The sequence below is a fragment of the Streptomyces akebiae genome (genome assembly GCF_019599145.1).
GTDB lineage: Bacteria > Actinomycetota > Actinomycetes > Streptomycetales > Streptomycetaceae > Streptomyces > Streptomyces akebiae.
In genome coordinates, this window is the sequence record NZ_CP080647.1 from 164,788 (window position 1) to 187,958 (window position 23,171).

General features: G+C 73.3%; 23 protein-coding genes and 1 pseudogene. 13 read left to right on the forward strand and 11 right to left on the reverse strand.

What is annotated here, in order from left to right:
- Positions 1–33: 33 nt before the first annotated feature.
- Positions 34–675, reverse strand: a complete 642-nt coding sequence (locus K1J60_RS00800) for a CBS domain-containing protein (RefSeq protein WP_220644415.1) — start codon at positions 673–675, stop codon at positions 34–36.
- A 374-nt stretch (positions 676–1,049) separates the two neighbouring features.
- Here K1J60_RS00800 and K1J60_RS00805 point away from each other — a divergent pair, with 374 nt between their 5' ends.
- The 6 genes from K1J60_RS00805 to K1J60_RS00830 all read left to right on the forward strand — a co-directional run bounded on the left by K1J60_RS00805 (position 1,050) and on the right by K1J60_RS00830 (position 6,440).
- Entirely contained in the window at positions 1,050–1,376 is a 327-nt protein-coding gene (locus tag K1J60_RS00805; protein WP_220644416.1) for a rhodanese-like domain-containing protein, read from the forward strand.
- 46 nt (positions 1,377–1,422) lie between these two features.
- Positions 1,423–2,685 carry an NAD(P)/FAD-dependent oxidoreductase gene (locus K1J60_RS00810; protein ID WP_220644417.1) on the forward strand — a complete coding sequence of 421 codons (1,263 nt, stop codon included), beginning with the start codon at positions 1,423–1,425 and terminating at the stop codon, positions 2,683–2,685.
- 140 nt (positions 2,686–2,825) lie between these two features.
- Entirely contained in the window at positions 2,826–4,283 is a 1,458-nt protein-coding gene (locus K1J60_RS00815; protein WP_259407496.1) for an MBL fold metallo-hydrolase, read from the forward strand.
- A 121-nt stretch (positions 4,284–4,404) separates the two neighbouring features.
- Positions 4,405–4,986 carry a rhodanese-like domain-containing protein gene (locus K1J60_RS00820; RefSeq protein ID WP_220644418.1) on the forward strand — a complete coding sequence of 194 codons (582 nt, stop codon included), beginning with the start codon at positions 4,405–4,407 and terminating at the stop codon, positions 4,984–4,986.
- Positions 4,983–5,957 carry a sulfite exporter TauE/SafE family protein gene (locus tag K1J60_RS00825; RefSeq protein ID WP_220644419.1) on the forward strand — a complete coding sequence of 325 codons (975 nt, stop codon included), beginning with the start codon at positions 4,983–4,985 and terminating at the stop codon, positions 5,955–5,957. Before K1J60_RS00820 ends, K1J60_RS00825 begins: the two co-directional genes overlap by 4 nt.
- 78 nt (positions 5,958–6,035) lie before the next feature.
- Positions 6,036–6,440 (forward strand): DUF302 domain-containing protein, encoded by a 405-nt coding sequence (locus K1J60_RS00830; protein ID WP_220644420.1) that lies wholly within the window; start codon positions 6,036–6,038, stop codon positions 6,438–6,440.
- Between the two features lie 29 nt (positions 6,441–6,469).
- Here K1J60_RS00830 and K1J60_RS00835 read toward each other — a convergent pair whose 3' ends face one another.
- Entirely contained in the window at positions 6,470–7,372 is a 903-nt protein-coding gene (locus tag K1J60_RS00835; protein WP_220644421.1) for a universal stress protein, read from the reverse strand.
- A 370-nt stretch (positions 7,373–7,742) separates the two neighbouring features.
- Between K1J60_RS00835 and K1J60_RS00840 the strand changes: the two genes are divergently transcribed.
- From K1J60_RS00840 to K1J60_RS47025, 6 genes are all read left to right on the forward strand, one after another.
- Complete coding sequence (locus K1J60_RS00840; protein WP_220644422.1) at positions 7,743–7,967, forward strand: hypothetical protein; 225 nt, start codon at positions 7,743–7,745, stop codon at positions 7,965–7,967.
- A gap of 51 nt (positions 7,968–8,018) precedes the next feature.
- Entirely contained in the window at positions 8,019–8,687 is a 669-nt protein-coding gene (locus K1J60_RS00845) for a DUF4389 domain-containing protein (RefSeq protein ID WP_220644423.1), read from the forward strand.
- A gap of 127 nt (positions 8,688–8,814) precedes the next feature.
- Positions 8,815–9,033: a hypothetical protein gene (locus K1J60_RS00850; protein WP_317619688.1), complete on the forward strand. Its 219-nt coding sequence runs from the start codon at positions 8,815–8,817 to the stop codon at positions 9,031–9,033.
- Positions 9,034–9,044: 11 nt separating this feature from the next.
- Positions 9,045–9,671: a CBS domain-containing protein gene (locus K1J60_RS00855; protein WP_220644424.1), complete on the forward strand. Its 627-nt coding sequence runs from the start codon at positions 9,045–9,047 to the stop codon at positions 9,669–9,671.
- Between the two features lie 62 nt (positions 9,672–9,733).
- The gene (locus K1J60_RS47020; RefSeq protein ID WP_398683083.1) at positions 9,734–9,925 is read left to right on the forward strand and encodes a hypothetical protein; all 192 of its coding nucleotides are present in this window, start codon (positions 9,734–9,736) and stop codon (positions 9,923–9,925) included.
- Complete coding sequence (locus K1J60_RS47025; RefSeq protein ID WP_398683084.1) at positions 9,922–10,134, forward strand: hypothetical protein; 213 nt, start codon at positions 9,922–9,924, stop codon at positions 10,132–10,134. The genes K1J60_RS47020 and K1J60_RS47025 overlap by 4 nt, the downstream gene beginning before the upstream one ends.
- Positions 10,135–10,154: 20 nt before the next feature.
- Here K1J60_RS47025 and K1J60_RS00865 read toward each other — a convergent pair whose 3' ends face one another.
- Together K1J60_RS00865 and K1J60_RS00870 are read right to left on the reverse strand one after the other, a co-directional pair.
- Entirely contained in the window at positions 10,155–10,745 is a 591-nt protein-coding gene (locus tag K1J60_RS00865; protein WP_220644425.1) for an Rv1733c family protein, read from the reverse strand.
- On the reverse strand, positions 10,738–11,928 hold the full coding sequence (locus tag K1J60_RS00870; RefSeq protein ID WP_220644426.1) for an Acg family FMN-binding oxidoreductase: 1,191 nt from the start codon (positions 11,926–11,928) through the stop codon (positions 10,738–10,740). Before K1J60_RS00870 ends, K1J60_RS00865 begins: the two co-directional genes overlap by 8 nt.
- Before the next feature lie 203 nt (positions 11,929–12,131).
- On the opposite strand from K1J60_RS00870, the gene K1J60_RS00875 reads away from it, so the two are divergent.
- Positions 12,132–14,429, forward strand: a complete 2,298-nt coding sequence (locus K1J60_RS00875) for a heavy metal translocating P-type ATPase (RefSeq protein WP_220644427.1) — start codon at positions 12,132–12,134, stop codon at positions 14,427–14,429.
- A gap of 94 nt (positions 14,430–14,523) precedes the next feature.
- On the opposite strand, the gene K1J60_RS00880 is transcribed toward K1J60_RS00875, so the two are convergent.
- The 7 genes and pseudogenes from K1J60_RS00880 to K1J60_RS00905 form a co-directional block, all read right to left on the reverse strand.
- A complete protein-coding gene (locus tag K1J60_RS00880; protein ID WP_220644428.1) occupies positions 14,524–15,042 on the reverse strand; it encodes a flavodoxin domain-containing protein in 519 nt (172 codons plus the stop codon).
- Between the two features lie 30 nt (positions 15,043–15,072).
- Entirely contained in the window at positions 15,073–15,804 is a 732-nt protein-coding gene (locus K1J60_RS00885) for a CBS domain-containing protein (RefSeq protein WP_220644429.1), read from the reverse strand.
- A 20-nt stretch (positions 15,805–15,824) separates the two neighbouring features.
- Positions 15,825–18,515, reverse strand: a complete 2,691-nt coding sequence (locus K1J60_RS00890) for a bifunctional acetate--CoA ligase family protein/GNAT family N-acetyltransferase (RefSeq protein WP_220644430.1) — start codon at positions 18,513–18,515, stop codon at positions 15,825–15,827.
- A gap of 250 nt (positions 18,516–18,765) precedes the next feature.
- A pseudogene (locus tag K1J60_RS00895) lies at positions 18,766–19,563 on the reverse strand (serine/threonine-protein kinase); the annotation flags it as partial.
- Positions 19,563–19,895, reverse strand: coding sequence for a hypothetical protein (locus tag K1J60_RS45520; protein ID WP_259407497.1), 333 nt, complete (start codon positions 19,893–19,895; stop codon positions 19,563–19,565). The gene K1J60_RS45520 and the pseudogene K1J60_RS00895, both read right to left, overlap by 1 nt.
- Positions 19,892–20,461 carry a hypothetical protein gene (locus K1J60_RS00900; protein ID WP_259407498.1) on the reverse strand — a complete coding sequence of 190 codons (570 nt, stop codon included), beginning with the start codon at positions 20,459–20,461 and terminating at the stop codon, positions 19,892–19,894. Before K1J60_RS00900 ends, K1J60_RS45520 begins: the two co-directional genes overlap by 4 nt.
- A 296-nt stretch (positions 20,462–20,757) precedes the next feature.
- Complete coding sequence (locus K1J60_RS00905; RefSeq protein ID WP_220644431.1) at positions 20,758–23,133, reverse strand: glycoside hydrolase family 65 protein; 2,376 nt, start codon at positions 23,131–23,133, stop codon at positions 20,758–20,760.
- Between the last annotated feature and the right edge of the window lie 38 nt (positions 23,134–23,171).

Genomic DNA, 23,171 nt, shown 5'->3' on the forward strand with positions numbered 1-23,171 from the left:
GACAGGGATACCGAAAGGCCCCCGCTCAACCGGTCAACCGTCCTCCGTCGGGCCGGGGCCGGCGTCCGTGTCGCCGAGCCGGGCGTGCACGTCCACCACGCCCTCCACGGCGCGGGGCAGGCGTTCGGCGACCCAGCACAGGGCGGGGTCCCGGCCCCTTCCGCGGAGGGTGACGACCCCGTCGTGCACGGACACATGGATCGTGTGGGTGAGCGCGGGGAAGAGGCAGGCCACCACCGTGCGCCGCACTTCCTCCTCGTTGCCCTCGTCCGACCGCAGGAAGACCTTCAACAGGTCACCACGGCTGACGACGCCGAGAAGCCGCCCCTCGTCGTCGATCACCGGCAGGCGCTCGAACCGGTTCACTGCCATGCTCCGGGCCGCCTGCCCCAGCGTGACGTCCGGGCGCACCACGATCGCGGGCGTGCTCATGACCTCCTCCGCGGTCACCGCGGCCGCCTTGGCGAGGTCCGACACGCGCTGGAGCTGCTCGGCCCGGGTGAGGTCGCGATCCCGGAACTCCTCCTTGGGCAGCAGGTCGGCCTCGGACACCACACCGACGACCCGGCCGTCGCCCTCCACCACCGGCACGGCACTGACCTGCCGAGCCGTCATGGCCCGCACGTTCTCCTTGAACGGTGTGTCACGACGGACGGCCACCGCCGGGAAGGTCATCACATCGCTGACGATGTGGGGGGGCGTCGGGCATGCGGCCACGGGTCCTCGGGAGCAGCGAGCAGCTTGCCGTCACTTGCGGTCATGGGGGCCTCGGAGGGCATGCGACCGTACCTCTCCAGCATCACCGGGCCCTGGGTGCTCGCAACCAGGCCCGGCCGCCGTCCGGTCATTTCCCGCGCGGAGCGCGCGGGCTGCCGCTGGGCTCGGTGAGCCTCACGGTGGCCGCGCCGCGCCGCGCACTCGGCTCGTCCTGACGCCACAGCGCGAGTTGCCTCCCTGGCAAATACCCCTGGGGGTATTTGACGCCTCTCCGCGAGCGGTCGTACTCTCGCTGGAGAGATACCCCCGGGGGTAATTTAGGAGGCAACGAAGTGGCTCGCGAAGTGACACAGGAAGCGTTCGCGGCGGCCTGGGCCGACGGCGCGCTCGTGGTCGACGTACGGGAGGCGGACGAGTACGCGGCCGGGCACGTGCCCGGCGCACTGCTGATGCCGTTGCGCTCCGTGCCCACACGGTGCGGTGAACTGCCCGCCGGACAAGCGGTGTTCGTGATCTGCGCCCGCGGCAACCGCAGCAGGACAGCCACCGACTGGATGAACTCCTTCGGCCTCGACGCCCGCTCCGTGGCCGGCGGCACCGGCGCCTGGGCCCGGGCCGGCCGCCCGGTCGTGGCCGGTGCCCACGAAGACGCCGCCTGATCCGCACCGACACCCGCGCACCGGCCCACCGGAAGGGAGTTCCACCTTGGCCGCCAACCCCTCCCCCGAACGCCCGGCCTCGCTCGCGCCTGGAGGGACACCTGTCACACCGCCCGCTCGCCGTCACCGTGTCGCCGTCATCGGCGGCGGGAGCGCGGGCGTCAGCGTCGCCGCCCGCCTGCGCCGCGCCGGAGTCACCGGCATCACCCTGGTCGAACCGTCCGACACCCACTGGTACCAGCCACTGTGGACGCTGGTCGGCGGCGGTCAGGCACCGCTGCACGCGTCGCGCCGCCCCGAGGGAACCGTCATACCCGACGGCGTGCACTGGCTCCGCCGACGCGCGCTGGCCGTCGACCCCGACGCCCGCACGGTGACCCTGTCCGGAGGCGACGAGCTCGGATACGAGAACCTGGTCCTGGCGCCCGGGCTGCGACTGGACTGGGACGGTGTACCGGGCCTCGCCGAGGCGGTCGGCCGGGACCGGGTGAGCAGCAACTACGCCCCCGAGTACGCCCCGCGCACCTGGGAGCTGATCAGGAACATGCGTGCGGGCACGGCCGTCTTCACCCACCCGTCCGGCCCGCTCAAGTGCGGTGGCGCGCCGCAGAAGATCGCCTATCTGGCGGCGGACCACTGGCGCAGACGGAAGGTCCTGGACCGGATCCGGATCATCCTCGTCCTCCCCGATCCGACGCTGTTCAAGGTGCCCGAATGGTCTCGGGTGCTGGAGGGCGTGGCGGCCCGGTACGGGATCGAGGTACGGCTCCGCTCGGAGCTGACGGCCGTCGACGGCGACCGCCGCGAGATCACGGTCACCAGCCTCGCGGACGGCACGAAGGAGAGCATCGGCTACGACTTCCTGCACGCCGTGCCACCGCAGAGCGCGCCCGGCTGGATCAGGACGAGCCCGCTCGCCGACCCGAAGAGCCCCCAGGGATTCGTCGCCGCCGACCCGCACACGCTCCAACACCCGTCGTACGACACCGTCTTCACGCTCGGCGACGTCGCGAACCTGCCCACCTCCAAGACCGGTGCCGCCGTACGCAAACAGGCGCCCGTCGTGGCCGCCAACCTGCTCGACACCATGAACGGCCGCCCTCCGTCGCGCCGGTACGACGGCTACACGTCCTGTCCGCTGCTCACCGCGCACGACCGGATGCTGCTGGCCGAGTTCGACTACGACCTGCGGCCCACACCCACGTTCCCGCTGATCGACACCTTCAAGGAACGCCGCGACATGTGGCTGTTCAAACGGTTCGTGCTCCCGCCGGCGTACTGGCGCGGCATGCTCACCGGCCGCCTCTGACCCCTCCGGCCGGACCCGGCCCGGGTTCGCCCCGGTACCGGTCAGGCCCGCGCTCCGCCCCGGACAGGGGCGGAGCCCTACTCCCCCAATACCCCCCGGGGTATTCAACCCCGGCTCCCGAACACGGAGGTCTCCGCACCATGTTCTTCGCCCAGTACTACCTCGACTGCCTCTCCCAGGCCTCGTACATGATCGCCGACGAGATCACCGGCAGGGCCGTCGTCGTCGACCCGCGCCGCGATGTCTCCGAGTACCTCGCCGACGCGGAGAAACACGGCTTCACCATCGAAGGCGTCGTCAACACCCACTTCCACGCCGACTTCCTCGCCGGTCACCTGGAGCTGGCCGACCGCACCGGCGCCTGGATCGGCTACGGACGGCGCGCCGAGGCCGAGTACCCCATCCGCGAACTCGCGGACGGCGAGCGGATCAGCCTCGGCGACGTCCATCTGCGGATCCTCGAAACCCCGGGCCACACCCCGGAATCCATCAGCGTCCTGGTGTACGAGCACACCGGCGACGCCGTGCCGTACGGGGTGCTCACCGGGGACGCGCTGTTCATCGGCGACGTCGGCCGCCCCGATCTGCTGGCCTCGATCGGCGTGACCGCCGACGAACTGGGCCGCATGCTCTACGACACCGTCCAGCACAAGCTGATGGCCCTCCCGGACGCGGTCCGGGTCTTCCCCGCCCACGGCGCCGGCTCCGCCTGCGGCAAGAACCTCTCCACGCAGCGGCAGTCCACCATCGGCGAGCAGCGCGCCTCCAACTACGCCTGCCGTCCGATGAGCGAGGAGAGCTTCGTGGAGCTGGTGACGGCCGGGCAGCCCGCCGCCCCCGCCTACTTCGTCTACGACGCCATCCTCAACCGCAAGGAACACGGCCTGTTCGACGCGAGCGCCGTGCCGCGGCCGCTGTCGGCCGAGGAGTTCATGCGGCGACGCGCGGCCGGCGCGCTCGTGGTCGACGCCCGCTCGCCGCAGGACTTCGCGCCCGGACACCTGCGCGGTTCGGTCAACGTGCCCGCCGACGGCCGCTTCGCCGAACAGGCCGGCATGGTCGTCGGACCGGAGCAGGAGGTCGTGGTGGTCGCGCCGCAGGACCGGGAGGAGGAAGTCGTCACCCGGCTCGCCCGGATCGGCTTCGACAGGGTCGGCGGATATCTGCGGGAGCCCGAGGGAGCCTTCCCGGCCCTGGCCGACGAGATGGGGCAGGCGAGCCGCCTGCCCGCCGACGCGCTGCGCCGACTGCTGGACGGCCCGGAGCCGCCGCTGGTGCTCGACGTGCGGAACACGGCAGAACGCGAAGAGGGCTTCATCGAGGGCTCGTTGCACATCCCCCTGGCCGAACTCGCCCACCGTGCCGACGAGATCCCGGCCGACCGGCCCCTGGTCGTCCACTGCGCGGGCGGCCACCGCTCCTCCATCGCCGCCAGTCTGCTGCGCCACCGGGGCCGCACCGACGTCTCCGACCTGCTCGGGGGCTACGGCGCCTGGCTCGCCCTGTCCTCCCCGGAGCCCGGCCCCTCCCCCGCTGACGACCGCGTTCCGGCGGGAGACGCTCCCGCCGCGGCGGATCCGCGTTCGGTCGACGCCTGATCCACCGCGCCCCGGGCGGCGCCCACGGACATCGGCCGCCGCCCGGCCCGATCTCCCGCACGACACGGCCCGATCCCCGCCTGACACGGCCCGATTTCCGCGCGACACACCGAGGAGACCCATGACCACGCATGCCGACAAACCGCGACTGGACCCCACCGCCCTGCGCCACCTGACCGGGAACGGCGACGCCCCACGTCTGCTGGACGTCCGCACACCGGGCGAGTTCCGCACCGCCCACATACCCGGCTCCTACAACGTCCCCCTCGACACGCTGCGCGAACACCGCGCCGAGCTGCTCCACCACCTCGACGAGGACGTCGTCCTCATCTGCCGCTCCGGCGCCCGCGCCGCCCAGGCCGAAGAGGCGCTCGCCGAGGCCGGACTGCCCAACCTGCGCGTACTCGACGGCGGCGTCACCGCCTGGGAAGCCGCCGGTGGTGCCCTCACCCGCGGGCCGGACCGCTGGGACCTGGAGCGCCAGATACGTCTCGTCGCGGGCCTTCTCGTACTCGTCACCGGTGTCGCGGGCCTGTTCCTGCCCGGCCTGCACCTCATCGGCACAGCCGTCGGCGCCGGACTGACGATCGCCGCCCTCACGAACACCTGCGCCATGGGCATGTTGCTGGCGAAGCTGCCCTACAACCGCGGTCCGCGCACCGACGTCGACGCCGTCGTCGCCGCCCTGCGGGGCACGTCGTGATCGCCGTCGTCATCGCCGCGTCCCTGCTCATCGGCGTCGCCCTCGGCGTCCTGGGCGGTGGCGGCTCCATCCTGACCGTGCCCGTCCTCGTCTATCTGGCGGGGATGGAGACCAAGGAGGCGATCGCCACCTCGCTGTTCGTCGTCGGCGTGACCAGCGCCGCCGGCGTGGTCTCCCACGCCCGCGGCGGACGCGTCCGCTGGCGCACCGGACTGCTGTTCGGTCTGGCCGGCATGACCGGCGCCTACGCGGGCGGGCGCCTGGCCGTGTTCGTCCCCGACACCGTCCTGCTCAGCGCGTTCGCCCTCATGATGATCGCCACCGCCGTGGCCATGATCCGGGGGCGCCGGCGACAGCCGGAGACGGAGCACCGCGACTTCCCCGTACCCCACGTCCTCGTGGACGGCATCGCCGTCGGCCTGGTCACCGGACTGGTCGGCGCCGGCGGCGGCTTTCTCGTCGTGCCCGCACTGGCCCTCCTCGGCGGGCTGCCGATGGGCGTCGCGGTCGGCACCTCACTGCTCGTCATCGCGATGAAGTCCTTCGCGGGACTAGCCGGATACCTCGCCGTCGTCCACATCGACTGGGGGTTCGCGGCGCTGGTAACCGCGGCCGCCGTCGTCGGAGGCCTCCTGGGAGGGCGACTCGCCGGAAGCATCCCTCAGGAGAGGCTGCGCGAGTCCTTCGGCTGGTTCGTCGCCGTCACGGGCCTCCTCGTCCTCGGCCTGCAGCTCTCCCCCGGCCTGCGCCAGACGCTGCTCACCAGCCCCTGGACCTGGACGGCCGTGGCAGCGGCGGCGGCGGTCACGCTCGGTCGGCGCCTGCTGCCGCGCGGCCCCGCACGCCGGTTGATCCACGGGGTCGACGGACCGGTCCCGGCCGACAAGAAGGCCGAGCCAGCGGGCTCACGGCCCCCGAACGAGCCCCCCGTCGACCGCGCCCGTTCGACCGCTGCGCGGGGCAGCGCCTAGCCCGACGAGAGAGTACTCTGGATGCCGGTGAATACCCCAGGGGGTATTTTGAATTCGTGGGAAGGGCAGACCATCGCCATGCGCTACGACCGCACCGTGCACCTCGACACCGACTTCACCACCGCCGTCGGCCGGGTTCGCGACGCCCTGGCCGAGCAGGGCTTCGGCATCCTCACGGAGATCGACGTCACGGCCACCCTGAAGGCCAAGCTGGACCACGACATGGAGGACTACGTCATCCTGGGCGCCTGCAACCCGTCCCTCGCCCACCGTGCCCTGGACACCGACCGCTCCATCGGCCTTCTGCTGCCCTGCAACGTCGTCGTCCGCGGCGACGGTGACCACACCGCCGTGCAGGTGCTCGATCCGAACACCATGGTCGCCCTGACGGAACTCGACGCCCTGCGCCCCGTCGCCGAGGAGGCCACCCGCCGCCTCGACAGCGCCCTGGCCGCGCTCGCCGAAGGCGCCTCCGGGAGCTGACACCACGGGACACCGCACAGGCGGCCGGCTCACCCATGGGGGACGACGGCCACCGGGCAGCGCACGTGCTGGATGGCGGCGTGGGTGACGGGACCGGTGCGCGGGAGCGTCGGCCGGTCGGTCAGGCGGTGGCCGACGACAAGGAGGCTGGCCGCCGAGGCAGCGCGGACCAGCGCGGTCGAGGCCCTGCCCTCGGCGACGGTCTCCAGCACGTCCGTGTCGGGGTTCTTGTCCCGCCACGTCTGCAGCACGGCTGCCATGAACCCCTGCCACTCCTCCCCTTGCCGCCTCTCGTCCACCAGCGCTATGTCCCCGGGACCCAGCGAGATCGCGGAAGGGGTCTGCCAGGCGTGCACGACCCGTAGGCGGACACGGCGCAGCCGGGCAGCCTCGAACGCGAACTCGATCACCTCGTCGCACGGATCGTCGAGGTCGAGACCCAGCACCACGTCCCGGTAGCCGGTCCGGGTGGACGTGCCGCCGTCCGCGCCGGGCAGACGCTCGTCCGCGGCCTCCTCCTCGGCCCGTACGAGGACGACGGGGCGGGTGGCCTTCGCGACCACCCCCAGCGCGACGGAACCGACCAGGAAGCCCGTGAAACCGCTCAGTCCACGCGAGCCGAGCACCAGCAGTTCGGCCTGCTCGGCGGCCCTCAGCAGGGCCGCGGTGGCCGGGCCCTCGGTCTGCTCGTCGGTCAGTCGTACCTCGGGGCACCCGGCACGGACACGGTCCTCCGCCCGGCGCAGGACCCGCCGGGCCAGGTACCGCTGGGCCGCGTGCTCGCCCTCGCCCTCCGAGGAGCGGGGTTGCCAGTTCCAGGCGTGTACTAGACGAAGGGCGCGCCCTCGTCGGGCGGCCTCGCGCGCCGCCCACTGCGCGGCGGCCAGGCTCTGCGCGGATCCATCCACACCGGCGACTACAGGCGGAAGCATGACGTGTCCCTCCCCTATTCGGACCACCGGTCACCGTCGGCCGGTGCCAGTCGACTCGTCAGTGCCAGCGTCGTGCCGTCCCGGGCCCACGGGCATGGGCCGCCAGGTCTTCGCGCGGGGCCGACCGGCCCCTGCACGCCCCGGCACCTACACGCCCGGTCCGGGTCCCGAGGGCCCTCGGGACCGGGCGGGCCCGGCGGGGGACGTCCGGCCCGCCCGGGTACCCGTTCAGCCCCTGGGACCGGGGCTCCGTCCGGACGAGGCTGGGAGCGAGGAGCCGTCCGACACGACCGGGGGACCTCACCGAGGTCCGTCCGCCCCAGGGCTCCTGTGTCCCGGGCACGGCCCGGGTTCGCTCCAGGAGGGGATCATGATCCCGTTCATTCTGATCGGCGCGGCAGTGCTCGGTGCCTGCCTGATCTTCGGCTACAGCTCGTTCGTCGTCGGCTTCGTCCTGATGGCGTTCGGCTTCCTCGGACTCATCGCCTTCCTGGGCACCCCGGGTGTGGTCCGGCGGCCCGGCGAACGCGAGGTCGTCCTGGAGGAGCGCCACTACATCGGCGAGCACGACGACCACCGCCACTACCGGCAGTGATCCGCACATGCCGTGGGGGGACCGAGAACCGCTGGGAAAGGACCGAGAACCATGGCATCGGAAACAGTCCCGCCGAGTGTGAGCCCCGTCCAGCCGGTCCGGCTGACCGCGACCTGTGATCCACAGCTGTCCCGCTGGCTGTGGCTGGTGAAGTGGCTGCTCGCGCTCCCCCACTACGTCGTCCTGGTCTTCCTGTGGGTGGCGTTCGTGCTGGTGGGCGTGGTGGCGTTCTTCGCGATCCTGTTCACCGGCCGCTATCCACGCCCTCTGTTCGACTTCAGCACCGGAGTGCTGCGCTGGAGCTGGCGGGTGGCCTACTACACGTACGCCGCCCTCGGCACCGACCGCTACCCGCCCTTCACGCTCGCCGAGGTGCCGGACTACCCGGCACACCTGGACGTGGCGTACCCCGAGCAGTTGTCCCGAGGGCTGGTCCTCGTGAAGTGGTGGCTCCTGGCCATCCCCCACTACCTGGTGCTGGGCATCATCGGGGGCAGTGTCCACGTCGCCTGGACCTCGGGAGGGCTGATCGCGCTCCTGACGTTCTTCGCCGGGGTCGCCCTGCTCTTCACCGGTGTCTATCCGCGCGGCATCTTCGATCTGGTGATCGGTCTCGATCGGTGGGTGCTGCGGGTCGCCGCGTACACGTCGCTGCTCACGGACGTCTACCCACCGTTCCGGCTCGACCAGGGCGGCAGGGAGCCGGAGCGGCTGCCATGACCCCCGGACCCGTCGCCGTCCGCCGGCGACGCGGTCTGGTCCGGGGCCGGGACGAGGAAGACCGGCCCAGGGCCACGGGCCGTTCGGCCCCTGCTGGGCCGGGGCGTCCCGGCGCACGGTGAGGAGCGTGACGAAGGGCAGTCGGATCGCCGTCATCGGCGTCGGGAACCGAGGCCCCGCGCGGGCTTTCGAGGACGACCTGCTCCGCGTCGCCCAGGAGGCCATCACCGACCGCGACCCGGACGACCGGGAGCTGACGGGCCTGTGCGAGCGGGCGATCCGCGACCACGACCCGTGCATCTCGTGCTCCGCCCACTTCCTCGACCTGACCGTCGTCCGTACCTGAAGGAGGCCCCGATGCCTGACTCGCCGTACACCGTGAGCGACGTGATGACCCACACCGTCGTCGCCGTGGGGCGCGACGCGCCCTTCAAGGAGATCGTCCAGCTGTTCGACCAGTGGAAGGTCAGTGCCCTGCCCGTGCTGGAGGGCGAGGGCCGGGTCGTGGGGGTGGTCTCGGAGGCCGACCTGCTGCACAAGGAGGAGTTCCGGGACGCCGACGACACCTCCGGCGACTTCGCGGCCCGTCTCAAGGCGGGCGCGGTGACCGCCGGCGAGCTGATGAACGCGCCCGCCGTCTCCGTCCACCCCGACGCCACCCTGGCCGAGGCCGCCCGCATCATGGCGCGCCGGAAGGTCAAGCGGCTCCCGGTGGTCGACGCGCTCGGGATGCTTCAGGGCGTGGTCAGCCGAGGTGACCTGCTCAAGGTGTTCCTGCGCCCCGACGAGGAGATCGCGCAGGAGGTGCGCGGCTCCGTGCTCACCTCGCTCCCGTCCACGGAGGCGATCACGGTGACCGTCGCGGAGGGAGTGGTGACACTGGGCGGTTCACTGCCCGAACGGGGGCTCGTGCCCGTCCTGGCCCGGTCCGTGCGGGCGGTCGAGGGGGTCGTCGACATCCGTCTCGACCTCTCGCACCGCTGACGGCACCCGCGCGTGCGGTCACCCGACGACAAGCAACCCGACGACAAGCAGCCGAGGCCCGGATGAGGTACCCGGACGTATACCGCGACCCGCTGCTCGCCCGGCGTCTGCTGGGCGAGCAGCGGGGCACCGCCACCCGTCCGTGGCGGATCGTGGAGGTGTGCGGGGGGCCAACCCACACTCTGGTGCGTCGGGGCATCGGCGAGCTGCTGCCCGCCGAGCTGCCGAGCTGCTGCCCGCCGGGATGCGGATGATCCACGGTCGCGGCTGCCCGGTCTGCGTGACACCGCTGGAGACCCCGGACCGGGCCTTGGCCGAACGCGGCCCGGCCCGACCCGACCCGACCCGAGGTGATCTTCACCAGCTTCGGCGACATGCTGCGCGTCCCGGGCACGCCCCGGACCCGCTGTCGCTGCGGGCCCGGGGCGCGGACGTACGTGTCGTGTACGCCGCCCCCCCCTGAGCGATCACGGCGGGCCCGCGTCAACCGGTCCGCTGTCCCCACTGCGGGCCGATCCGCGCCCACTCCGTGTCCCATTGCGCCATCCGCCTCCGTTCGGCGCGTCCGTGGACGGCCCAGCCGAGGCAGGAGACGGTCAGGGCGGCGCCCACGGCGGTCGCCGTGCCCAGGGCGACGCCCTGGTACATGGCATCGTCACTGTCGAGGGGCGCCGGCACGACATTGCCATGGCGGTCCAGCCACACCCGGACCGTGGTTCCGCCGTCCGTGCCGGGCTCGACGCGGGCCGACCCCGTCCGGAGGGAGCCGTCGGCCGCCTTCCAGCGCACCCCGGCCCACACCTGACCGCCGGCACCGGCGGTCGCGGAGACCGTGGCGGGGGCGTCCTCGGTGACGACGGCCTGGACGGGGTGGCGCTCCGCCCGCCGCTCGTTCAGGTTCCGCTCCACGCCGAGCGCGGTCGCCGCGCCGACGAAGGCACCCGTGGCGACGGCGAGCGCGCAGACCGCGAGGAGCAGCCAGGCCTCGACGATGTCGTCGCGGCGCCTGAGCGGGTTGCTCCGCCAGCGCCACAGCCACACCCTCCGCGTCGTGCGGTGACGACTGTCAGCCATCCTCGGCACCTCCTGTCACGCCCCTCCGCGAGTCGCGGGGACCCGCCGGGGAGACCTCCTCGGCGGGGAGCTCCTCGCCGGGAACCTCCTCGATGCAATCTCCCAGTCCGGTGCCCGGGCGGTCAGGGGCCCACCGGGCACGCGCCGGGGACCTTCGGTCCGGCCGGCCGCAGTGGAGCACGGCTGCGGGTGGCCGGCGCGGTGAGGTCCGCACGCGTGCCGAGTGCCCGAGGCGCAGGACCAGCTGAGGGTGCCGTTCCCCGGTCAGTCCGGCCCGCAACTCCGCACGCGAGTCGGGTAGTTCGAGCGGCTGGGTATGGAAGGCCGCCACGACACCGTGGACCGCCGCGTACAGCAGGACCCGCTGGAGCGCCTGTCCCGCCCGCAGCCAGTCCAGTCGGGTGTCATGCGGGGTGGACAGGACGACGACGGTGCCCGTCCGCACGGTCCACCGCCGTGAGGGACCGTCGCACTCGGTGGCCAGGCCCGCGTAGTCGCGACCGGCGAGCAGCAGACGGTCGGGGTTGAGGCGGTACGCCTCGTGGGGCACCCGCTCCAGCCACGACCGCCGGGCGTGCCCGGACCAGCCGGAGACCTCCGAGACATGGCCGGGGTCGGCGCGGTGCGCGGACTCCGCCGCCCGCACCGACTGCGCGAGCATCCGCAGCTTCTCCGGGTTGTCGACCGTGTGCAGCAGCGCACCCTCCGCGCGCGCGTGGGCACGCAGCTCCTCGATCAGGGACCACGGCACGGGCTCGGGGCCGAAGGGCCCGCGGTGCGTGTGCCGGTGGGTCACCGCGCGCTCCATCAGCATGGCCTCGCGGGACTCGGGGAGGTGGGTGCCGAAGCGGACGCGGGCCAGGAAGGGCGGACGCGCGGGATCCGGGAGCGGCGTCACGACCGGCCGGAAGCCCAGGTGCCGTACCGCGACCCGTGCGTTGAACAGCGCGGCTCCGCAACTGATCACCATCTCCCGGCCGGCCGGGTCGGTCAGCGGCAGCCGTCGCGCGGCGTCGGCGTGCACCTCGAAGCCCCGGTCCCCTCCCGCGTCGACGAAGAGCCAGGGCTGGGTGTTGTGGATCGAGGGCGCGCAGGTGGCGGCGCGGGCGAGACGGAAGGCCGCGTGGCCGGGGAACGCGGGAGCGGGCAGCTCGGGAGCAGGGACTTCGTACGACACGGACATGGTGTTCCGCCCTTCGTGAACCATCCGCCTCCAGCGTCCTGGGCCGGTGGGCGCCTGGGGAGGGGCCATCCGTCCTCCTGCCCGGTCCGTGCGTCCCCGGGCCGGAACGCCGCTCGCGCGAGACGCTGGGATCGGAGCCCTGTGCCGGCCGAAGGCCCGTCCAGCGAGCGGAGCCGCGTCGGGCGGGGCGAGGAGGCCGGCTCATGACGCGTGTGCGACTGGCTCGGTACGGAGCGGACGCGCTGCTGTTGGCGGTGACCACGGCGGCGCTCGTGGCCGGCGGCGTGGCCTGGCTGGCGGACGCGCCCGAGACGGCGGATCTGTGCTGGGCGGCCGGGACGGTGGCGGCGGTGGCGCCCTCGGTGATCTGGATTCTGCGCGCCCTGCACCACGGACACGCGGGCGTCGACGTGATCGCCGTCCTGGCCCTGGGCGGCACACTCGCCGTGCGCGAGTACCTGGCCGGGGCACTGATCGCGGTGATGCTGGCGACCGGCAGGGCGCTGGAGACGGCGGCGCGGCGGCGGGCCTCCCGCGATCTGAGCGCGTTGGTGCGGCACGCCCCGCGATCGGCGCGCCGCCGCACCGGGTCCGTGGTGCGCACGGTCGCGCTGGCCGAGGTCGCGGTGGACGATCTGCTGGTGGTCGGCCCCGGCGAGGTCGTCCCGGTGAACGGTCGGGTCGTGGACCGGTCCGCGGTCCTGGACGAGTCGGTGCTCACCGGTGAGTCCCTGCCCGTCGAGCACGGCCGGGGCGAACTGGTGCGCAGCGGCGCCGTCAACGCGGGCGCCGCCTTCGAACTGCGGGCCACCGCCACCGAGGAGGACAGCGCCTACGCCGAGATCGTCCGGCTCGCCCGGCAGGCGGGTGCCGAGACCGCCCCGGTGGTGCGGCTGGCCGACCGGTACGCCGCCTGGTTCGTGCCGCTGAGCCTGGTCGTGGCGGGGCTCGCCTGGCTGGTCGGCGGGTCGGCGACCTCCGCGGTCGCGGTGCTGGTGGTCGCCACGCCCTGTCCGCTGCTGCTCGCCGCCCCGGTGGCGATCGTCTCGGGCCTGTCGCGGACCGCACGCCGGGGCGTGGTGGTCCGCGACGGCGGCGCCCTGGAGAGCCTGGGCAGGGCGCGCACCCTGGTCCTGGACAAGACGGGCACGCTCACGGCGGGCCGCCCCCGGGTGGTGGACGTCGCCGCCGCCCCCGGGCTCGACGCCAGGGAGGTGCTGCGGCAGGCCGCCTCCCTCGACCGGTTCTCCCCGCACGTCCTGGCCCAGGCCCTCGTCGAGGAGGCCCACCGGCGGGGGCTGGAGCTGTCCTTGCCGACGGCCGTCCACGAGGAGCCGGGGCGGGGCGCCACGGGCCGCGTGGACGGCCGTGCGCTCTCGGTGGGCCGCATGTCCGTCGGGGCGGAGGCCGCCGCATGGGTTCGCGCCGTCGACAACCGGGCGGTACTCGACGGGGCGTCCGTGGTCTGGGTGAGCGTCGACGGCGAGGTCGCCGGAGCCGTCCTACTGCGTGATCCGCTGCGCCGGGACGCCCCGCGGGCGCTACGGCGGCTGCGTTCGGCCGGCATCCGGCGGCTGACGATGCTCACCGGTGACCGTGCCGCACCCGCTCGTGAGGTCGCCACCGTCCTCGGCCTCGACGACGTGCGGACCGGGCAGTCCCCGGCCGACAAGGTCGCGGCGGTCCGTGCCGAACGCGACCGCGCCGTCACCGTGATGGTCGGCGACGGCGTCAACGACGCACCCGCTCTCGCCGCCGCCGACGTCGGGGTCGCCATGGGCGCTCGGGGCTCCGGCGCTTCCTCCGAGGCGGCCGACATCGTGCTCACCACGGACCGCGTGGACCGGCTCGCCGACGCCATGGGCATCGCCGTACGCGCCCGCCGTATCGCCGTGCAGAGCGCGCTGGGCGGCATGCTGATGTCGCTGGCCGCGATGGTGGCGGCGGCCTTCGGGCTGCTGCCTCCGGCCGCCGGGGCCCTCCTCCAGGAGGGCATCGACGTGGCCGTCATCCTCAACGCCCTGCGCGTGCTGCTCCCGGCCCGCGAGGACGTCCAGGTGCTCACGCCGACCGCGGAGGAGCTGGTCCACCGGTTCGCGGCCGAGCACGACGACCTGCGCGAGGTGGTGGAGGCGGTCCGCGCGGCGGCCGACCGGCTCTCCGGGGCCCCGCGGGACGAGGCGCGGGCGGCCGTGGAGCAGGTGCACCGGCTGCTGACCGAGCGGCTGCTGCCGCACGAGCACGCCGAGGAGCACCAGCTCTACCCGGCGCTCGCCGACTCGCTGGGCGGCCCGGAGGCGACGGCCACGATGAGCAGGGCCCATGCCGAGATCGACCGTCTCGCCGGCCGTGTCGCCACCCACCTCGCCCTCACCGACGCGGACGGCCGGCTCCGCCCGGAGAACCTCGACGACCTGCGGGCCTGCCTGTACGGGCTGTACGGCGTTCTGCGGCTGCACTTCGACCAGGAGGAGGAGAACTACTTCTCGCTGGCCCCGTGAGGCACCTGCCCGGGGCACGGCTTGAGGAACGCCGGGCACACGGTGACGGCGGGCGATCCGCCGCCCGCCGCACCGTGCCCGCTCGTCTCCGGTGTCAGCCCTTCCTCTCCTCCTGCCGTGCCCCTTGCAGTTCCTTCGCGATCCGGCCCGCCCACGCCTCGATCGCGGGAAAGTCCCGGAAGTCGCCTCCCTTGCCGGACTCCAGGATCCGGTGGGCGATGAAGCCCTTGGCGCCCTTCTCCAGGCAGCCGCCGAAGGTGATGTGCTCCCTGGCGTCGAAGCGGATCATGGCCCTGCGGACGCCGGGCACGGGCGGGATGTCCCGCTCGGAGGCGGAGGCGTCGAGGGGCCCGCTGCTGAACAGCCACAGCGGCCGCAGCGGGAGTTCGCGGCGGTGTTGGCGCAGGAAACGGCGAGCGTTCTTCTGCCAGCGCCCGGCATACACCCCGGCGCCGACCACGACGGCGTCGTACGGCAGCAGGGTGACGACGGATTCGGCGGGCCGGGCCTCGGCCGTCAGCCCCTCCTCGGTGAGCGTCTCGGCGATGGTCTCGGCTATCCGGGCGGTGGATCCGTTGGTCGTCCCGTAGGCGACCAGGACTTTGACGGTCATGGCGGTACGCCTCCTTTCACGGTCTGCGCTTCACAGCCTGCGCAGCCAGTGGTCCGTGACTCCGTGCAGCGCCTGTCCGGCGGGCTCGATGTGTGCGTCGTCCAGTCGCCAGGTGAGTTTGTCGACCACGCCGACCACTCCGTCGACCTGGCGGGTCATGGAGACGGCGATCTCCGTCTCGCTCTTGCGTTCCATGTGGCCGGAGAGGGTGACGACGCCCTGGTCCACCGCCACGTCGATGCTGTGCGGGGCCAGCCACAGGGTGCGCGCCAGCACTTCCCGGATCACCATGTCGCGGATCTCGTCGTCGGGCCGCAGGAAGACCTGGAGCAGGTCGCGCCGGGTCACGATGCCGACGAGGCGCTCCTCCTCGTCCACGACGGGCAGCCGCTCCACGCGGTGCTGAGCCATGGTCCGGGCGGCCTCGACGACGGTGTCCTCGGCGTGCACGGTGATCGGCGGCTCGGTCATCAGCCGGCCGGCGCTACGGGCTCGCGCCTTGGCGGCCTGCCGTCGTGCCCGGTGGGTCAGCGGGGCGAGGCGGAGGCGCCGGGGCGGCTCGTACGGGTCGGGGGTCTCCGCCTGCCGGGCCATCAGATCGGTCTCGGAGATGACCCCGATGACCTTCTCGTCGTCGTCGACCACCGGCAGTCCGCTGATCCGGTGGTCGGCGAGCAGCCGCGCGACCTCCTTGAACGGGGTGTCGTACGTGGCACGGACGACGTCCGTCGTCATCACGGAGCCGACCTTGTCGTGCTTCATCTCTGTTCCCTCCTCAGCCCTCAGCGAAGGCGCCGCAGATAGGGGTCATGGGGCCTGCGGGGCAGCAGGCGTACCCGCGCGTCGAGCACGGAGACTCCGGCCGAGGTCGCGAGCACGGGGTTGAAGTCGGCCTCGGCGAGCTGCGGCAGGTCGGCCGCCATGCGGGACAGGCCCAGCAGCAGCCGTTCCAGGCGTTCGAGGTCGACCGGTCCGCTGCCGCGTGCCCCGAACAGCAGCGGGGCGCAGCGCGGGGCGGTGATCAGGTCGTGGACGTCGTGGTCGGTGAGCGGGGCGAGCCGGGCGGCGTGGTCGCCGAGGACTTCGGTGGCGGTGCCGCCGAGTCCGAACAGCACGAGCGGGCCGAAGACCTCGTCCTGGACGACACCGGCGAACAGTTCGGTGCCGCGTGGGGCGAGCGGCTGGACGACGACGCCGTCCATCAGGTCGCCGAACCGGGTCTCGAAGTCGCGGAAGGCGGCGCGGACCTGGGAGTCGCCCTGGAGATCGAGGTGGACCGCGCGCTGTTCGCTCTTGTGCACGAGGCCCGGCCAGTGTGCCTTCATGACCACCCGGCCGTCGGGGCCGCGCAGCCGGTCGGCGGCGAGGACGGCGGCGTCCTCGGTCTCGGCCCAGGCCCAGGGGATCTGCGGGATGCCGTAGCAGGACAGCAGGTCGGCGCAGGTGCGCGGGTCGAGCCAGCCGCCTTCCGGATGGGCGGCGAGGAACGTCTCGGCCAGGTCGTGGGCGCGCTGGGCGTCGACGCCGCCCAGGTCCGGCACCGTTCCGGCGGGGCGGGCGAGCCAGGCGTTGCGGCGGGCGGCGTGGGCCAGGGCCCGGGCCGCGGCCTGGGGTTCGGCGTAGGACGGGACGGTGCCGCCGCCGGTGGTGGGCAGCAGCCGGACCGGAAGGTCCTGTTCGAGGCGTACCGCGGCGACCGGCTTGGTCCGGGGACCCCGGGCGTCGGTGAGTGCCCTGACGAGGTCGTCGCCGGTGGCCGCGGCGACCGCCGTGGGAACGAGGGCCAGCAGCACGGCGTCGATCCCGCCGTTCCGCAGGACCCGTTCCACGCAGTCCTTGAGCTGTTCCTCCGTGACGGCGGCGGTGGCGTCGACGGGGTTGCCGACGGAGGCGCCGCCGGGCAGCAGGGTGAGCAGGTCGTCGACGAGTTCGGGGGCGAACGCCGGAAGGAGCAGTCCGGCCTCCACACAGGCGTCGGCGGCCAGGACGCCGGCGCCTCCGGCGTTGGTGAGAACCGCGACGCGGAAGCCCTTCGGCAGGGGTTGGGAGTGCAGCAGGGCGGCGGTTTCCAGGAGTTCGCCGACCGAGCCGGTGGCGGTGACGCCGGCCTGGGTGAACAGGGCCCTGCGGGTCATGGTCGGGGTGGCGGCGGCCGTGTGCGAGGCGGCGGCCCGGCGCCCCGCCTCGGTGCGGCCCGCGTCGACGGTGAGCACCGGCATACGGCGGGTCACCCGGCGCGCGGTGCGCGAGAACGCCCTGGGGTTGCCGAAGGACTCCAGGTGGAGCAGGGCGAGGTCGGTGCGGCCGTCGCTCTCCCACCACTGGAGCATGTCGTTGCCGCTGACGTCGTACTTGTCGCCGAGCGAGGCGAACGAGGACACCCCGATGCCGAGCCGGGTCAGCCCGTCGAGCAGCGCGATGCCCACCCCGCCGGACTGCACGGCGACACCGGCGGTGCCGGGGCTCGGATGGCCGACGGCGAAGGTCGCGTCGAGGCGGACGGCGGGGTCGGTGTGGGAGATGCCCAGGCAGTTGGGGCCGACCAGGCGCATGCCGTGTGAGCGGCAGGCCGCCATCAGGGCCCGCGCCTGGTCGCGGTCCAGGCCCGCCGTCACGACGAGCAGGGCCCGTACGCCGGCCTTGCCGCACTCCTCGGCCGTGGCGGGGACCGCGGCGGCGGGTACGGCGACGACCGCGAGGTCGGGGGTGCGGGGCAGGGCGGAGACGGACGGGTGGCAGGGCACGCCGAAGACGGACGTGGCGGCGGGGTTCACCGCGAACAGCCGTCCGGTGAAGCCGCCGGTCCGCAGGTGGTGCAGGACGGCACGTCCCACGGAGCCCGGCTTGCGGCCGGCGCCGATCACGGCGACGGTACGGGGTCGCAGCAGCGGCTCCAGGCTGGCGACGTCGGCGGCCCGGCCGCGGGCCTCGACGGCCGTGAGGTAGGTGTCGTCCTCGGTCAGGGCGATGGTGCAGCGCACCTCGGGGCCGTCGAAGCTGCGGGACATGTGCAGCCCGAGGTCGGAGAAGAGCCGGAGCACCTCGCTGTTCTCGCTGAGCGCGTCGGCGGTGAAGGTGACGATCCCCTCCGCGCGGGCGGCCGAGACGAGGTGTTCGATCAGCAGGGTTCCGACGCCCCGGTGGTGCAGTCCGTCGGCGACCGCGATGGAGATCTCGGCGGTGGCGGTGTCCTCACCGGTCTCGTACTCGGCGAGGCCGATCACCTGGCCCTCTCGCTCCGCCAGCAGCGCCCGGTAGCCCGGACGAGGTGGGGCGCAGGCCCGGTCCGCCGCCAGCTCGGCGGAACGCCGGCTCGCCGCGAAGAACCGCAGCCGCAGATTCTCCGGGGACATCTCCTCGTAGAGTCCTTGCAGCTGCTCGTGATCGCCTCGCTCCACGGCCCGGATGCGCACGGTCGTGCCGTCCGCGAGCAGGGCGTGGACAGGGGGGCGGCTGAGCAGGTCGTCCGTCATGGCAGGTTCTCCTCCGGGCCGGTGACACTTCGAGCATCCAGCGGACCGGGAGGTGGTCCCATGGGCTGTCCGGGGGCGTGTATGGGGCCGGTCGGCCCTGACCGGACGAGTCCGACGGCCCGGGAGCGCCATGGCACCCCGGCAGTGGCCGACGTCCTCGCCCTGGTTCTGTCGGCGGAGTGCGAGGTTCGGTCGGTCTTCGGGGTCCGGGCGGGAGCGGAGGATGCGCCCGGCTGCGGCGGTGGTGGCCCAGTGCCGCGTCCACCTCGCGGGCCGTGGGCCGGCGCTCCGGCTCCTTCGCCAGACAGCGGCCGAGCAGCGCCCGCAGTTCGGCGTCCGCGACACCGTCCAGTCCGGGCTCGTCGTGGACGGTGCGGTACGGCAACGCGTCCAAGGCGCCGGTACCGAACGGCGGGCGTCCCGTGGCCGCGTACGCCAGCACGCACCCCAGGGAGAAGACATCGCTCGACGAGCCCACCCGCTGCGCCCGCGCCTGCTCGGGAGAGAGGAAACCGGGGGTGCCGACCACCATGTCGTCCGAGGTCAGCTCGGTCTCGTCGGCCGCCGTCGGGCGGGCGATGCCGAAGTCGATCAGGCGCGGTCCGTCGAGGGCGAGCAGGACGTTGCCCGGCTTGACATCCCGGTGGACCAGACCCGCCCCGTGCACGGCGGCCAGGGCTCCCGCCAGTACCTTGCCCAGCACCCGTACCGCACGGTCCGGCAGCGGGCCGCAGGCCGCGACCGCCTCCTCCAGGGCAGGTCCGGGCACGAACGCGGTGGCCAGCCAGGGCGCGGCCGCCTCCGTGTCGGCGCCCACCACCCTCACCACCCAGGGGCTGTCGACCTGTCCGGCGACGGACGCCTCACGGCGGAAGCGAGCCCGGAACTCGGCCTGGTCGGCGTACTCGGGCTGGATCACCTTCACCGCGGCCAGGTCGCCGGTCCCGGTGCGAGCCAGATAGACGACGCCCATGCCGCCGGCTCCCAGACGACCCAGGAGGCGGTTGCCGCCGAGGCGGGAGGGGTCGGTGGGCAGCAGTCGTTCCATCATTCGCCGCCCTTCTTGTCCTCGACGCCCGGGCTGTAGGAAGGGGCGGCCGGGTCGGGTGAGGACGAACCGGCCCCGCTGGGGCTGCCGATCGCCTCCTGTACCCGCAGCAGCATCCGGACCATGACGTCCGCCTCGTTCCTGGTGGCTTCCTGCCGTCCGCACACGGACGTGGAGACCACGACCGAGCCGAACACGGACTGCGTCCACGTGTACTGGTACGGGCCGCCCCTGGTGTCGCTGACGCATGTGCCCGTCTCCGACAGCGAGTCGTCGCTGGTCGTGTTGGCGTTCTCGCCCCACGCGACGGCGACGGAGGAGAGACCGGTCAACCGCTCGCCCGGCCGCAGTGTCTGGTCGGGCAGGTGACGGCCTCCTCCAGCATCCCGGCCTGCTCCCAGACCGCGTCCAGCGCCGTCCGGTGCACCGTGACCGTGGTCGAGAACCGCGCCGACGCCTCGGTACCTTCCAGGGGCACGTCGAAATGGCGGGTGAGCGTGGCCAGTACGTCCTTCGGCAGGCTCGACCGCCGCCATGCGCAGTCCTCGCCCGGCACGGCCCAGGTGTCCGGATCGCTCTCGTACGGCGTCGCCGGTACCGTCCCCGCTCCGAAGAAGTCCGGATCGGCGATGACCTTCCGCACCAGCGCCCGCGCCTCGGCCGCGGTGTGCGGCTGCTTCGACGGGTCCGCCGTCTCGGTCGGCGAGGCGGCGGGCAGCGCGGCACCGGCGTCGCTTCCCGTGCCCGTGTCCCCGGCGGTCCCGCTGCCGCCGCCCTCGGGACTCGACGTCCCCGTCGTCTCCCCGGCCGGACCGCTGCCGCCGCCCGTGCAGCCGGCCAGCAGCACGGCGCAGATCATCACGCCTCCGCAGACCAGTCGTGCCCTCGCATGCGTCACGATCTCTCCGCTCGTCGCGGTACTCGTCCTCAGGAACCGCGGGTGACCGCCGCCGCGAGCACCGGGGCGGCACCAGCCGTCGCATGCCTGTACCGATGTCTCCGCGGTACCGGAATGACGTTTCCCCCAACCCTCCATGTTCTCAAGGTAGTTCAGAATCCCAGGTCCATCGGGGATCGGGGGTGACGAAGGTCCGGGTGCCCGGGTGCCCGGACACCCGGGCCGCTGCGGCCCGGGGAATCCCGGACGCATGACCCGGCGGCCGTTCACGCTCCGGCGCCGCTCCGGCGGCTTCCTCAGTCGGGAAGGACGAGCGTGCGGGACTCCCCCGGCGCGACGGAGACGGTGCGGTCGGCGAGGGCGACGACGATCGGGTCGCGGTCGGAGTCGGGCACGGTGATGTGCAGCTGTCCGGAGCGCAGCCGCAGGTGCACGCCCCAGTGGCCCCGGTAACGGATCGAGAACCCGAACTCGGACAGTTCCGGCATCGGTACGGGGTCGAGCCTCAGCGTGTCGCCGCGCGTCTCCAGTCCGGTCAGACCGCGCTGCACGAGGTCGAGGGTGCCCGCCATGGCGCCCAGGTGGATCCCCTCGCCGGTGGTGCCGCCCTGCAGGTCGGCGATGTCCCCGGCGAGCGCTTCCTGGACGAAGGTCCATGCCTCGGCGCGCCGTGCCCTGGCGAGCACCCAGCCGTGCACGAGGGCGCTGAGCGTGGAGCCGTGGGACGTACGGCCCAGGTAGTAGTCCACGGTGCGCCGCCAGGTCTCGTCGTCCAGCCGGTACCCGAGCCGGTCGAAGAGGGCGCGCAGTTCGGCGGGCGAGAAGAGAAGGCCGAGCATCAGCGCGTCGGCCTGCTTGGACGCCTTGTAGCGGTTGACGGTGTCGCCCTCGGCCTCCAGGATCCGGTCCAGCCGCCGGATGTCGCCGTACTTCGCCGTGTACGCCGCCCAGTCGAGTTCGGCGAGCTCGCCGTACCCCTCGAACTGGCTGATCACGCCGTCGTGGAAGGGCACGTGCAGGGAGCGGGAGACGTCCTCCCACAGTTCGAGTTCGCCGCCGTCGAAGCCGGTGCGGTCGGCGAGTTCGAGGCGGCGCGGCCGCGGGAGCGTCTGCAGCAGTTCACCGGCGCGGGCGAGAACCCAGGCGGCGGTGACGTTGGTGTAGGCGTTGTCGTCGAGCCCCGGCCGGTCGGCGCCGGGGTAGGCCTCGTGGTACTCGTCGGGCCCGACGACACCACGGACGCGGTAGCGGCCGAGGCCCTCGTCCCAGGTGGCCGCGTTCGCCCAGAAGCGGGCGATCTGCAGCAGCATCTCGGCGCCCTTGGTGTGCAGGAACTCCGTGTCGCCGCCGGCCTCGTAGTACCGCCACACGTTGTAGGCGATGGCCGACCCCACGTGGTACTGGAGGTGCGAGTGGTCCGGCAGCCAGCGTCCCGAGCGCGGGTTGAGGTGCAGCTGCTGGGTCTCCTCCCGGCCGTCGCTCGCGCTCTGCCAGGGGTACATGGCACCGGTCCGCCCGATCTCCCGGGCCGCGGCCAGGGCCCGTTCCAGGCGGCGGTGGCGGTAGGTCAGCAGCGCCCGGGAGACCTCGGGGAAGTGCAGGTTCAGATAGGGCAGGACGAACAGTTCGTCCCAGAAGACGTGCCCGCGGTAGGCCTCTCCGTGCAGCCCGCGCGCGGGGACGCCGACGTCGAGGTCCGCGGTGTGCGGGGAGAGGGTCTGCAGGACGTGGAACAGGTGCAGCCGGAGGACGCGGCCGGCCTTCCCCGGCACCTCCAGGTCCGCCCGGCGCCACAGCAGGTCCCACGCGGTGAGGTGGGACTCCAGCAGCTCGTCGAAGCCGGGTGCGTGGCCGACCCGGTCGACGGCCGCCTGCAGCGGGTCGTCGATCGCCGGGTCGCGGGAGGTGAACAGGGAGACGGTCTTGTCCACGGTGACGGTGCGGCCGGGCGCGAGCGCGAGGCGGAACCGCTGGACCGCGCGCCGCCCCTGGTGGCGGGCCTCGGAGGTCTCGCCGTTCGCGCCGACCGTCCGTGCCGCCATGCCGATTCGGATGTCCGAGGCGCTGGTGCGGCAGCGCAGCCACACGGTGTCGGCGTCCGCCGAGTCGGTGTGGACGTGCACGAGGTGCCGGGTCTCCAGGTCCCGGTAGCGCGCCACTCCGGTGTTGCGCACCCGGCCGTCCAGGGCGGCCTCCACCTCCAGTTCGCCCGTGAAGTCCTCGGCGGTGAACTCCGTGCGCATCGCCGCGAGATGGGGATCCGCCATGTGCACCAGCCGCAGCTGCCGTATCCGCAGCCGACGGCCGGTGCCGACGCCGTACGTGGAACGGCGCTCCAGGAGGCCGGTCCCCGGGTCGAGCCCCAGGCTGTGGTCGAGGAGCCGGGGGCCGTCCGGGGTCAGCCAGTCCTCGCCGGCGAGGCGGAAGCGCAGCGGCAGCCAGTTGGGCAGGTTGACCATGTCCTCGTTCTCGACGTGGTGGCCCGCGACCTCGGAGGTGACCCGGTCGTAGCAGCCGGCCGCGTAGGTGCCCGGGTAGTGCACGGAGTCGGCGCCGCACTCGGGCAGTGCGCCACGGGTCGCGAAATAGCCGTTGCCGAGGGTGCACAGCGCTTCACGCAGGCCCTCCTGCCCCGGGTCGTATCCCTGGTACTCCCAGATCCGATCGCGCATCCGGTCCTCCGATGCGTCGGGCTCCGCGAGGCCGCCTC